Below are 13445 nucleotides of genomic sequence, written 5' to 3'. Positions count from 1 at the left end.
TCCCAATTACTTTGAAGCCTTGTCGTCGTCAGCAGTTTCAGCTTCATTTGCATCAGCATCTGCTTCAGCTGCATCTGCACCTTCTGCTTCAGCTTCCGCGGCGATTTCGGCCTCTTCTTCGGCCAACTTCTTCTTTTCTTGCGCTTCCGCAAGGCGAGATAAAGTATCGATGTTTACGTGTTCATTTGAGTCTTCGTCCATGTCGCGCAGTTCGACTTCGTTTTCGTCGCTGTCCAAAACGCGCAGATCCAGGCCCAATGATTGCAGTTCCTTGACCAAAACGCGGAATGATTCAGGCACGCCTGGCTTAGGAATTCTTTCGCCCTTGACGATCGCTTCGTAGGCTTTGACACGGCCGACAACGTCGTCAGACTTGTAGGTCAGGATTTCTTGCAGGGTGTAGGCTGCACCGTAGGCTTCCAAAGCCCAGACTTCCATTTCACCGAAACGCTGGCCACCGAATTGCGCCTTACCACCCAAAGGCTGTTGGGTAACAAGTGAGTAAGGCCCGATTGACCGCGCGTGGATCTTGTCGTCGACCATGTGAGTCAGCTTTAGGTAGTACATAACCCCGACTGAAACCCGGTTGTGGAATGGTTCACCGGTCCGGCCATCGTAAAGGACAGTCTTACCGTCTGAGTCAACGCCGGCTTCGCGGACAAAGTCCCAAACGTCATCTTCGCTGGCCCCGTCGAATACTGGAGTAGCCACGTGGATACCCAAGGCGCGGGCTGCCCGGCCCAAGTGGATTTCAAGCAGCTGCCCGATGTTCATACGTGATGGCACACCCATTGGGTTCAAGCAGATGTCGACTGGAGTACCGTCTGGCAGGTAAGGCATGTCTTCAACTGGAGCAACCAAGGCAACCGTACCCTTGTTACCGTGACGACCGGACATCTTGTCCCCGACTTGAATCTTTCTCTTTTGCACGATGTAGACCCGGACCAGGGTGTTGACGCCTGGTGCCAGTTCGTCGCCGGCTTCGCGGGTGAAGACTTGAACGTCTTGAACCACACCGCCACCGCCGTGAGGTACCTTCAATGAAGTATCACGGACTTCACGGGCCTTTTCACCAAAGATGGCGTGCAGCAGTCTTTCTTCAGCGCTCAGTTCAGTGATCCCCTTAGGGGTAACCTTGCCGACCAGGATGTCGCCGTCGTGAACTTCGGCACCGATCCGGATGATCCCGTTTTCGTCCAGGTCCTTCAAGGCATCTTCACCAACGTTAGGGATTTCCCGGGTGATTTCTTCCGGCCCCAGCTTGGTGTCACGGGCTTCTGAGTCGTAGTCTTCAATGTGGATTGAAGTGTAGACGTCTTCCTTAACCAGGCGTTCGCTCAGCATGATGGCGTCTTCGAAGTTGTACATGTTCCAAGTGGTGAAGGCGATAACCGGGTTTTGACCCAGAGCAAGTTCGCCGTCAGCCATTGACGGACCGTTGGCAATTACCTGGCCGTCAACAACCTTGTCGCCGCGCTTGACGTTTGGCGTCTGGTTGTAGTTCTTAGTCGCGTTTGACCGGCGGTACTTTTCAAGGGTGTAAGTATCCAAAGTCTGGTCTTCGCGGCGGACGCGGATTTCGTTTGCGTCCACGTATTCAACTTCACCGTCTGCTTCAGCCAGCAAAGCGTCACCGGAGTCGTGACCTGCCCGGTATTCCATACCAGTAGCCACAAGCGGACCATGCGGGTTGATCAAAGGAACAGCCTGACGTTGGTGGTTGGCCCCCATCAAGGCCCGGTTGGAGTCGTCGTTTTCCAGGAATGGAATACATGCGGAAGTTACGGAAACAACCTGCTTTGGAATAACGTCCATGTAGTCGATCCGGTCTGGACTTACTTCGACGTTGTCTTCCCGGTGCCGGCAAAGAATCACGTCATCAACGAAGGAGCCGTCTTCGTTCAAAGGAGTGTTGGCCCCGGCGATGATGTAGTTGTCTTCTACATCGGCAGTCAAGTAGTCGATCTTGTCGGTAACCTTGTGGGTTGCCCAAGAAACGCGCCGGTATGGAGTTTCCAGGAAGCCGTACTTGTTGATGATGGCGTAAGTGGCCATGGAGTTGATCAAACCGATGTTAGGACCTTCTGGCGTTTCGATTGGGCACAGACGGCCGTAGTGGGTGTAGTGAACGTCACGGACTTCGTAGCCGGCCCGGTCACGGGACAGACCACCAGGCCCCAAGGCGGACATACGCCGCTTGTGGGTCAATTCACCCAGCGGGTTGTTTTGGTCCATGAATTGAGAAAGCTGGGATGAACCGAAGAATTCCTTGATTGAACCAACGATTGGCCGGATGTTGATCAATTGCTGCGGAGTAACCGTAGCCGCGTCTTGAATTGACATACGTTCGCGGACAACCCGTTCCATCCGGGCCAAACCGATCCGCATCTGGTTTTGCAGCAATTCGCCAACCCGGCGAATGCGGCGGTTGCCCAAGTGGTCGATGTCGTCGATGTTGCCGACGCCTTCTTGGAGTTCCAGGAAGTAGTTGACAGCAGCGATGATGTCGGCTGGAGTGATGCACTTAACGTCTTCGTCAATGTGACCGTTGGAGATCAGCTTGATTTCCCGGTCTGGAATTTCACGGGAGAAGACCTTGATTTCCTGAACAGTTACAGGTTCTGGAATCGCGCCTTCGTCAGATGGAGTGTAGGTAACAGTCTTGAAGTCGTCGCGGTCCAGGTAGTCCTTCAGAACGTCCATGACTTCGTTGTTGACAACCGTCCCCTTGGCAGCCAGAACTTCCCCAGTGTCAGGGTCAGCCAGGGTTTCAGCCAAAGTGTAGCCCAAAAGCCGGTTCTTCAAGCTCAGCTTCTTGTTGACCTTGTAGCGGCCAACGGCAGCCAGGTCGTAGCGACGTGGGTCAAAGAAGCGGGAAACCAAAAGGCTCCGGGATGAGTCGGTAGTCTTAGGTTCACCTGGACGCAGACGATCATAGATGTCCTTCAAAGCTTCTGCTACCCGGCTGTCTGCTGGGTTCTTGTGAACATCCTTGTCCAAAGTCAGGTCCAAAGTGTCGCTGTCGCCGAAGATTTCCTTGATTTCACTGTCGGAGCCAAAGCCCAGAGCCCGGACCAGGACAGATAAAGGAAGCTTCCGGGTCCGGTCAACCCGGACGTAGGAAATGTTCTTGGCGTCAGTTTCGAATTCCAACCAAGCCCCGCGGTTAGGGATAACAGTCGTGCCGAAGATTTGCCGGCCGTTCTTGTCGAATTCGCCACTGTAGTAGACACCAGGTGATCTAACCAGCTGGGAAACGATAACTCTTTCTGCCCCGTTAACGATGAAGGAGCCTGACTTGGTCATCAGCGGTAAGTCGCCGAAGAAGACGTCTTGGGTCTTGATTTCGCCAGTTTCGTGGTTGGTCAATTTCAGAGTCACGTGCATTGGAGCGGAGTAAGTCGCGTCATGCTTGCGTGATTCATCGACAGTATACTTAGGTTCTTGCAGCTTGTAGTCGACGTATTCCAGGGTCAAGCGGCCAGAAGTGTCGCTGATTGGCAGAATGTCGTCAAAAACTTCCTTAACGCCTTCGTCAAGGAACCACTTGTATGATTCAGTCTGTACGTCGGTCAAGTTTGGCAGCGGCAGGATTTCCTTAATCCGTGAGAAGCTGCGTCTTGTCCGGTGTTGTCCGTAATTTACTACGTGTCCGTTTAGCAAGGAAAACATCCTTTCTATCCTGTTGAAGAGAGCAAATATTACATTTGTGTTACATTTTAAAAAGGCCGGGATTTTGGGCATAAAAAAGACAAAAACGAACCAGTCGTTTTTGTCTTTATCATTTTACTGGACAATATATCAGTAAAATCCTGAACTTCAGCCTTTTAAATCGCCCAATATTGTACCACTAATTTTAAAGCAAAGCAAGCCCTAGCGGCCGCTAAAAAGCATGGCCGCCTGGCTGGCCAGACCAACCCCAGTGAGCTGGTAGCCGCCAGCCGTGATATTCCAGAAAATCTGCTTGCCTTGCGGGCTGAGCTGGGACTTGATTGCAACCGGCTCTAAAGCGATCCGCAAGTCTCGCATCACCTTGCCCAGGTAGACCTTCTGTTCCAGCTGCTGCTTAGCTTCCAGCAACGCCTCCCGCTCTTCTCTTGGCATTTCGTCGTAAAGAGCGTCGATGATATCGCTGTAAAGCAGAATCCGCCCGTCAGTCTTCTTGCTTGCTTCTTGTTTTGCCTTTGTGGCTGCTTCTTTTTTCTTTTTGCCAAACATAATCTGCCTCCAAAAATAACATAAACAATCTTTTGTTACGCTAAATTATAGGCAGATATTCACATCTGTCAATAAAAAATTCAGTCTTTGCAAATATTTAAAGAATACGTGCAGCCGCTCGCTGCCGGCCTAGCCCTTGACCTTTTCGCCGGACTTGGCCTTGACGATTTCAAAGCGCAGCTTGCCGCCCCGGGCGCCAATCTTGACCGTGTCGCCGGCCTGCAGCTTTTCGCTGACCAGGTCCTGGGCTAATTCGTCTTCAACTTCATCCTGGATGGTCCGCCGCAATGGCCGGGCCCCCATTTCCGGATTGTAGCCGTCCTTGGCCAATTGGTCCAAGGCAGCTGGCGACAGGCGCAAAGTAATGTCTTTTTCCGCCAGCCGCTTGAGCAGTTTCCGGGTCAGAAGCGTCACGATTTCCCGCAGCTGCTTGGCATCCAGCGGCTTGAAGACGATCTTTTCGTCGATCCGGTTCAAAAATTCCGGCCGGAAGAAGTCCTTGGTGGCCTTGGTTACCTTTTCCGTGATCAGCTTGCCCTGGTCTTCCTGGCTGGCAGAGAAGCCCACGTGGCTGTCAGCCTCCAGGCTTCTGGAACCAAGGTTGGAAGTCATGATGATAATCGTGTTTCTGAAGTCGACCTTTCGGCCCAGGGAGTCAGTCATGAAGCCTTCATCCAGCACCCGCAGCAAGACGTTGAAGATTTCCGGATTGGCCTTTTCCACTTCGTCAAAAAGAACGACTGAGTAAGGATGTTCCCGGACCTTGTTGGAAAGCTGGCCCCCTTCTTCGTAGCCAACATAACCAGGCGCTGACCCGATCAGCTTAGAGGAAGATTCCCGGTCCATGTACTCTGACATGTCGACTCTGATGATGTTGTCTTCTGAGCCAAAAACTGCCTCAGCCACGGCCTTGGCCAGTTCAGTCTTGCCGACCCCGGTTGGGCCCAGGAAGAGGAAGGAACCGATTGGCCGGTTCTCATCCTTCAAACCGCTTCTTGACCGGCGGATGGCATTAGCCACGGCCTTGACGGCATCGTCCTGGCCAATGACTCTTTCATGCAGGATCCCTTCCAGGCGGGCCAGGCGCTTGTTTTCACTGGTCTTGAGCTGGGTTACCGGAACCCCGGTCCAGATGGAGACCACCTTGGCCACGTCTTCAGCACCAACGACTGACCGCTTTTCATCCTTGCCGGCCAACTTTTTAGCAATCTCGCTGCGCTTTTGCCGCAAGGCGACTTCCTGGTCGCGCAGCTTGGCCGCTTGGGCAAAGTTTTGCTTGGCTGCTTCATCGTTCTTTTGCTTGAGAGTCCGGCTGATTTCCAAATCGATTTCAGCCAAGTCCTTGTCTTCGCCAGTGTCATTGGCCAGTTTAACCGCCGCACTGGCTTCATCGATCAAGTCGATGGCCTTGTCTGGCTGGTAGCGGTCGGCAATGTAGCGGCTGGACAAGTCAACTGCTGCCTGCAGGGCTTCTTCTGACAAGGCTACCCGGTGGTAGTCCTCGTACTTGTCCTTGATCCCATGCAAAATCTGCAGGGTTTCTTCTTCATTTGGCTCAGCCAGGCGGACCAGCTGGAAGCGGCGGACAAAGGCAGAGTCTTTTTCCATGTGCTTGCGGTATTCTTCAAAAGTCGTGGCCCCGATCAATTGAATATCCCCGCGGGCCAATGCCGGCTTCAAGGTGTTGGAGGCGCTCATCGCCCCTTCCGCGTCCCCGGCCTTGACCAAAGAGTGGATTTCGTCGACAAAAAGAATGACATTCTTGCTGGCAGTAACTTCCTTGATCAAGCGGTCCATCCGCTCTTCAAATTCACCCCGGTAGCGGGTACCGGCCACCATGCTGTTGACGTCCAGCGAAACCACCCGCTTGTCAGCCAGATCCCGGGGAACCTTTTTATCAACGATTGCGCTGGCCAAAGCTTCTGCGACCGCGGTCTTGCCGACCCCAGGCTCACCGACCAAAAGGGGGTTGTTCTTGGTCCGCCGGGAAAGGATCTGAATCACCCGGTCCAGTTCCCGCTGGCGGCCGATCACCGGGTCAATGTCACCTTCTTTAGCCCGCCGGTTCAAGTCGATCCCAAACCGGTCCAAAATCGGCGTCTGTGACTGGCTTGCCCCAGCGGCTGGCCGGCTGGCCTGGCTGCTTTCCCCAGTCACCTGGTTGGCATCATCCAGTTCGTCTTTCAAGTTGTCCAGGTCCACGTCCAGGTTGCGCAGGATCATGGCTGACAAGATCTGCTCGCTGGAAACCAAAGCTTGAAGAATGTCCGTCGTTTCAATTTCCTTGCTGGACCGGAGTTCAGAATTCCGCTTGGCGTAGTCCAGCGCCAAAGTCAGCCGGGGAGAAAACTCCATGTAGCTGGTTGGGGCCGCTGAGCCGTAGCCCGTGTAGCGCTCGATTTCTTCCCTGACCCCGGCCGGCGTCACGTTCATGGTCCGCAGGATCTTGCCAGCCTTGCCGTCAGCTTCGATTACCAGGGCCAAAAGGACATGCTCAGTCCCGATCAGGCGGTGGTGAAACTCCTTGGCTTGTTCCTGGGCAATTTCCAAGACCTGTCTGCTGCTTTTACTGTATGAATTTTGCATATAAAAATCGCCTCACACCGGACCTAGTTGCCTAAAGCTACTGCCGCTATCTGCTCTAAGTACTTCTGGTCCAAATCATCAAAATTGTTCAAATTAGTCGAGTCAAAGTCGTACACGCCCCAGAAATTGCCGCTCCGGTCAAAAATCGGCACGACGATTTCTGAATTGGAGGCACTGTCGCAGGCGATATGGCCTGGGAAGTCATGGACATTGGCCACGATCTGCGTCTTCTTTTCCAAGGCGGCTTTCCCGCAGACCCCCTTGCCCAGCTGGATGTGCACGCAGGCCGGCATCCCCTGGAAGGGCCCCAGGATCAATTCCCCTTTTTCAAAGCGGTAAACCCCGGCAAAATTGACGTTTTTCATTCCTGCTTTCAAAAGGGCCGAAACATTGCCGGTATTGGCGATCCAGTCGCTCTCCCCGGCCGTCAAGGCCTTGGCCTGCTCAAGCAATAACTCGTACTCCGCCTGACTTGCTGCTGCCATGATTTCCTCCTTCGCGTCTGCCAAATAATAGGTAAAAAGGCAAAAATTGCTATGCTTGCAAGCATAACATTTCCCGATCTTTTCGACAAGCCAGGTGCCCTGCAGATCTATTATAAGGCAAAAAGAAAAGACCCGCTAACTAGCGAGTGCTATAAGAAATGTGGAAGAATGTGCGCTTGATACCGGCTGGTTCACATTATGGTCAAGATATTCAGCTTTGCGACTATCACATCATCGATATCTCTACTTCCAGCACCGACATGCCTGGCTGGAACATACCCAGCACATAACATAGGACTCTGCCGGCTTCCATTTCTCTCACGAGCGTTCACTGCCAAGCTTTCGCATTGACAGCGTGGGCGATCTCTGCACTCGATATGCTCACATCACCTGTACGGCTGAAGCCGCAGACAATGCCTTTATCCGAAGATGAGCAACCGAACTGTCTCACGAGTTCTGAACTCGCTTCTCGCATGTTCTTCCATTTGAGGAATTGCATGCGCGGTCGTAGAAACCGATTGCTGCCAAAACAACTTATCGGCTTCCCGTCCGGTGAGCCATCTGCACCGAAACAGCCGCTTACGCAACTGCTCAAGTAACAGATGGCATTCCGGCCATTAGCCTGCCCGCATGGATCCTTGTGGATCCTTCAATTCTTTACAATGCTTTATTGTATCTTGGATGATCAATCAAAAAAGTAAGATTCATCATTGCATTCATGTCCCGATCTACAACCTTATTGTAGTTCGGGCATTTTTTGTTGTAGCACACATATTCATTGTGCTTGGTGCCATGCTTCTTATTGCCAGAAAGAGTAATCTTCTCATCGTCCTTCTTGACGTTGCCGCACGCTGCACAGCGCTGGGTGCTTGGATAAAAGCGATTGGCAATCACCAATTTGACCCCGGCAGACTTGCACTTGTATTCGAGATAGCTGCGAAAGCGTCCAAACAGCGCACGGTGCACGCCTTTTGAAGCGACATGGCTCATAAGCATGCCCTTGACGTCCAGATCCTCAATGCAGATTGCATCATATTCTCTGACAAGGTGAGTCGTGTACTTGTGCATCGCGTCATCCTGCATGCGGTGAGCACGCTCGTAAAGCTTCTGAAGCTTGATTCTCGCTTTTTGATAGCTTTTTGAGCGCTTCCCGGCAATCTGGCCATTTTCTTCCAGCTTTCTTGCCAGAATCCGCTGCTGGTGCTTGATGTTCTCATAGACTCTTGCCAGCTTGACGGCGCCATTGTTTCCTTTGTGCAGAAAATAGTGTTCTCCTTCTGCATCATTGAAATGGCTGACATTGACGTCAATTCCTGTCTTCTTACCCGTATGCTTGTGAATGTATGGTGGCGTCTCATACTTGTAAGGAACCGCCATGTAGTAATGGCCGTGTTCACGGTAAAAGCTTATCGTCCCAAATTCCGCATTTTTGGGGATTTCAGAAAATCTTATGCTATGCCATTCGCCCTTATAAGGTGCTGGGACAGGCAAGGTCAGCTTCCCGTGGTTGCCTTCCTTTGCGAGCACCACGCCTTGATTCAACTTAAAGCCTTGACGTTTGGCTTTCTTGGATTGAAAAACGGGGCGTCCGGCACCTCTTTTAACTTTGAGTGCCTTATCTTTTGCAAACTTCTTGAATGATTTGCCCAAGTCAGCGCATGCTTGCTGCAGGATACGCGAAGAAATCTGCTTTTCCCATGACTGTTTGTTTGCCGTAAGCTTTTTCTGAATCAGTGCTGCGGTTGGGTAGTATCTAGATATAAATAACTTCTGCTCTTCAGTAAATTGCCGTTCTTCTTTTGGCTTCTTGAATTCCATCAGAATCTCTGGACTGACTAACATACGATATTCCGAATAGGTCGCATTCCACAGTTCTAGGGCCTTATTGTAGCAATAACGGCGATAGTCACACCACTGGTCCAAGACGTGAGCCATAGTAGCATCTGGATATAAACGATATACGTGAGTCCTTTTGGTTGTCATTTGTCTTCACCTCTTTTCGACAAGCATATTTTAGCACTTATTCCAACTATTTTCCAAACACACGTTCAAAAAAAGAAGCAAAAAAATGCGTTGCATCTTTTGACTAAAATCATAGGTGCAACACACTTAATTTCTATTAAGATAGAAGTTGTTTTCTTTTGCAAGCACATTACGCTATATTTTTCGATATAGTTCTATATTACTTGTTACTAATTAGCGAGTCTTTGATGAAGCGGAAGACGGGATTCGAACCCGCGACCCCCACCATGGCAAGGTGATGTTCTACCACTGAACTACTTCCGCGATACATTTATTAGTTTACCAAAAAATTTCTCTTTTGCAAGTCTTTTTTGCCCATAAATGAGAAAAAATGTGTTTAACAAGTGATAATGTCTTAAGTATTAACAGAGAAAAATGTCCCAAAAAGGTAAATGTCTGAGATAATCTCCATATATCGGAGGTTACGGACAATGAAGAAAGTTAGGTTAACTATGAAGTACGAAGAACAATACAGAATCATCAAAGAGCTGGTTGATCATGGCGGAAACAAGAAAAGAGCTGCCCTTATCTTGGGGATCTCTGTCAGACAGCTGAACAGAAGAATCAACCAGTATCGAAGCAAAGGAAAAGCGGCCTTTGTTCATGGGAACGCCGGTCGCTTACCTGTTAATTGTCTCACCACAGAAATTAACAAACAAATTGTAACTCTATATCGCACCAAATATCAAGACTGCAACTTGACTCACTTCGTTGAGCTACTTGAAGAAATCGAGCACATCTCTGTTTCTTACACCAAAGTCTATAGCCTGCTTAAGGACAATTACATCCTTTCGCCAAAGCCTTGTAGGCAAACTAAGCGGAAAATGGCCAAAAAGAAGTGGTACCGGGATCACCCAAAGCAGACAACCAAAGTTTCCGAAAAGGTTATCGACCACCAGGTAGCCTTGGAAGACGCACATCCTCGCCACGAGCGCTGTAAGTACTTCGGTGAGGAAATTCAAATGGATGCCTCTTCCCTGCTCTGGTTTGGCGATAAGAAGGCTCACCTGCACCTAGCCATAGACAACGCCACAGGTAACCTGGTCGGCGCCTACTTCGACTGGCAGGAGACTCTGAATGCATACTACCACGTCTATGAGCAGATTCTCGTGGATTACGGTATCCCTCTTAGATTCAAGACCGATAATCGGACTGTTTTCAACTACGAGACGGCTAAGACCAAGGCAGAGCACAAAGATGTACTTACGCAATTTGGTTATGCCTGCAAGACCCTCGGAACAGATATCGTAACCACTAGCGTCTCACAGGCCAAAGGCATGGTAGAACGGGCGAATCAGACCGTACAGAGCCGTTTGAAGCCCGAACTGAGGCTTCACAATATTACTACAATCGAAGATGCCAACAAGTATCTCCGGGAGGTTTTTGTGCCAAAATTCAACGAGAAGTTTGGACAAGATGTAGGCAAATTTGAATCAGCTTTCGACGACAGCCCTGATGGCGAGAAGATCAACTACACGCTGGCAGTACTATCTCCACGCACGTTTGACAGCGGCTCGGCTATCTCCTACAAGAATCACTATTATCAAGCCACAGATGCCTCAAACAAGCTTATTTGCTTTGCCAAAGGCACTAAATGCCTGGTTATCCAAGCGTTAGATGGCCAGTTGTTGGTCACCGTTGACGAGAAAGTGTATGCTTTAACCGAGATTCCGAAGAATGCCAAGGTCTCTCCGGATCTCGACTTTGAGACCAAGAAGAAGAAACCGCGGAAAAAGTATATTCCACCGATGTCCCATCCTTGGAAGCGGGCTTCGTTCATTGAGCAGCAGGAAAAAGCGCACAAGTATCACAGATTCACATAAAAATAGCGGGGAAAATTCCCCGCTAATAATTTAAATTTTACGGGACATTATCCCAAGTTATTGACAGTCTTTTTTGCCCATAAATGAGAAAAAAGCGCCGCTATAAAAAGCAACGCTTTGATCACACATTGGCTAATCGGGAATGCAGGATTTGAACCTGTGACCTCTACGTCCCGAACGTAGCGCTCTACCAAACTGAGCTAATTCCCGAAGAAGCGGAAGACGGGATTCGAACCCGCGACCCCCACCATGGCAAGGTGATGTTCTACCACTGAACTACTTCCGCAACACATCTATTAGGATAATCTAAAAGCCGGGTCTTGGCAAGGGCTTTTTTATAAAAATAGCATTTTTCTCTGCGGCAAGTTCGATTAAACTATATGGAGGCCAGCAAGAAGATGTAGACGCAAAAAACGTTTCCTCTAGCAGGAAACGTTTTTTAACATAAGGAGATTTTTCAAAAATTACAGCTTGGCCAGGGCCTGGTCCAGGTCGGCCAAAAGGTCGTCGATATTTTCCACCCCAACAGAGATTCTGATCAAGTCCGGGGTAATCCCGACGCTGGCCAGTTCTTCGGCATTCAGCTGGGCGTGGGTGGTGGAAGCTGGCTGAATGATCAAGGACTTGGCATCAGCCACGTTGGCCAAAAGGGAGAAGAGCTTCAAGTTGGCAATCAGCTGCTTGCCGGCTTCTTCCCCGCCCTTCAAGCCAAAGGTGAAGATTGAGCCGACCCCCTTCGGGAAGTCCCGTTCAGCCAAGGCATGGTCCGGGCTGTCAACCAGACCCGGGTAGCGGACCCAGGCAACCTTTGGATGCTTGCTTAGGTATTCAGCCACTCTTTGAGCGTTGTAGACGTGGCGTTCAACCCGCAAGGACAAGCTTTCCAGGCCTTGCAAAAGCAGGAAGGCGTTGAATGGGCTGAGGCTGGCCCCGGTGTCACGCAGAACCGTTGCCCGGATCTTGGTCGTAAATGCTTGTGCCCCCAGCTTGGCCCAAGTCACATCCTTGTAAGACGGGTCAGGGTTAGTGAAGCTTGGGTAGCGGCCGGACTTTTCATAGTCGAACTTGCCGCTTTCCACGACTACCCCGCCCATGGTCGTCCCGTGGCCGCCGAAGAACTTGGTAGCTGAGTGGACAACCACGTCGGCCCCATGTTCAAATGGCCGGTAGAGGTAAGGGGTAGCAAAGGTGTTGTCGATAATGACCAAAACGCCGTGCTTGTGAGCCACTTCTGCTACCGCGTCAATGTCGATCAAGTTGGCGTTAGGGTTGCCGATGGTTTCAGCGTAAACCACCTTGGTATGGTCGTTGATTTCTTTTTCAAAATTGGCCGGATCACTTGGGTCAACGAAGTGGGTCTTGATGCCCAATGGCGGCAAAGTCTGGGCAAAAAGGTCGTAGGTCCCGCCGTAAATAGTGGAAGCAGCCACGATTTCGTCGCCCGCCCCAGCTACGTTCAAGATAGCCGCGGTGATCGCTGCCGCCCCCGTTGCCAGGGCCACGCCACCCGTGCCGCCTTCAAGGGCTGCTACCCGGTTTTCAAAAACCGCCGTGGTCGGGTTGGTCAAACGGGTGTAGATGTTGCCGGCATCGGTCAAGGCAAAACGGCCAGCTGCCTGGTCAGCGTCGTCAAAGACATAGGACGTGGTTTGGTAGATTGGCACTGCCCGGGCGCCAGTTTCGTCAATTGGCTGACCGGCGTGGACCTGCAAAGTTTCAAATGACAAACCTTCGTTGCTGATAGCTTCTTTACTCATGTTTTTTTACCTCGCTTGTGTTGTTGCTGTGTAATATTTTTTAGTTGTTGGAAATGATTAGATTGCTGAAATATTGCTGTTAAAAACACAAGCGGCACATGTAGCTGGCCCCAATCGCCGCTCCCCGCCAGAGGATCAGCCAGCGTTTCGTCTGTTGATATCGTTTCCTGCACATGAACCTTACCTCGTAAAAAAGCCGCCCAACTAACCAGTAGTTCAGGCGGCCTTTACTATCTTCAATACAGTAACGATCTTAGGATGGTGAACCACAGGTATTCGTTTCTACGCTAAAAGGCATGCTGTACATCAGCATGTTCATTGACATGACTTGCATTTGACAATTCTTAGCAGCGAATTCCATGGTGGTTCTCCTTTCTTCATTAATCCTTAATTTGCTTTTAAGTATATCAGCTACCAGCTGAAAGTCAATTCTTTTTTGCTAAAAAGTCTGCAAACAAAAACCAGGAAATCATGGCAGTGATTCCCTGGTTGATCGTCCTATTCACCAAACTAAGCCGCTGAAAGCACTTTCCCAGCAAAACTTAATCTGTATT

At 50.5% G+C, this 13445-nt stretch carries 7 protein-coding genes and 3 tRNA genes; 1 reads left to right on the top strand and 9 read right to left on the bottom strand.

Translation table 11 applies throughout. The annotated features are described in order from the left end of the window. Window positions 1-6: 6 nt before the first annotated feature. The 6 genes from rpoB to ACYVUU_RS01920 form a co-directional block, all read right to left on the bottom strand. Entirely contained in the window at window positions 7-3672 is a 3666-nt protein-coding gene (gene rpoB, locus ACYVUU_RS01945; RefSeq protein ID WP_439774791.1) for a DNA-directed RNA polymerase subunit beta, read from the bottom strand. Window positions 3673-3873: 201 nt separating this feature from the next. Then, window positions 3874-4218 (bottom strand): bacteriocin immunity family protein, encoded by a 345-nt coding sequence (locus ACYVUU_RS01940; RefSeq protein ID WP_484499801.1) that lies wholly within the window; start codon window positions 4216-4218, stop codon window positions 3874-3876. Between the two features lie 129 nt (window positions 4219-4347). After that, entirely contained in the window at window positions 4348-6804 is a 2457-nt protein-coding gene (locus ACYVUU_RS01935; protein ID WP_484499800.1) for an ATP-dependent Clp protease ATP-binding subunit, read from the bottom strand. A 23-nt stretch (window positions 6805-6827) separates the two neighbouring features. Beyond that, window positions 6828-7289 carry a GAF domain-containing protein gene (locus tag ACYVUU_RS01930; RefSeq protein ID WP_439774794.1) on the bottom strand — a complete coding sequence of 154 codons (462 nt, stop codon included), beginning with the start codon at window positions 7287-7289 and terminating at the stop codon, window positions 6828-6830. Window positions 7290-7946: 657 nt separating this feature from the next. Then, window positions 7947-9272 carry an RNA-guided endonuclease InsQ/TnpB family protein gene (locus tag ACYVUU_RS01925; protein WP_484499799.1) on the bottom strand — a complete coding sequence of 442 codons (1326 nt, stop codon included), beginning with the start codon at window positions 9270-9272 and terminating at the stop codon, window positions 7947-7949. 231 nt (window positions 9273-9503) lie between these two features. After that, a tRNA-Gly gene (locus tag ACYVUU_RS01920) sits at window positions 9504-9575 on the bottom strand. Window positions 9576-9763: 188 nt separating this feature from the next. Here ACYVUU_RS01920 and ACYVUU_RS01915 point away from each other — a divergent pair. Further along, window positions 9764-11134: an ISNCY family transposase gene (locus ACYVUU_RS01915; RefSeq protein ID WP_484499798.1), complete on the top strand. Its 1371-nt coding sequence runs from the start codon at window positions 9764-9766 to the stop codon at window positions 11132-11134. 136 nt (window positions 11135-11270) lie between these two features. Here the strand turns inward: ACYVUU_RS01915 and ACYVUU_RS01910 are convergent. The 3 genes from ACYVUU_RS01910 to ACYVUU_RS01900 all read right to left on the bottom strand — a co-directional run bounded on the left by ACYVUU_RS01910 (window position 11271) and on the right by ACYVUU_RS01900 (window position 12891). After that, a tRNA-Pro gene (locus tag ACYVUU_RS01910) sits at window positions 11271-11344 on the bottom strand. Between the two features lie 4 nt (window positions 11345-11348). Then, window positions 11349-11420: transfer RNA gene (locus tag ACYVUU_RS01905), tRNA-Gly, on the bottom strand. Window positions 11421-11598: 178 nt separating this feature from the next. Continuing rightward, complete coding sequence (locus ACYVUU_RS01900; protein WP_484499797.1) at window positions 11599-12891, bottom strand: O-acetylhomoserine aminocarboxypropyltransferase/cysteine synthase family protein; 1293 nt, start codon at window positions 12889-12891, stop codon at window positions 11599-11601. Window positions 12892-13445: the final 554 nt, after the last annotated feature.

Source organism: Lactobacillus sp. WILCCON 0058, from assembly GCF_057198005.1.
This window is presented reverse-complemented; position numbering and strand designations above follow the sequence as displayed.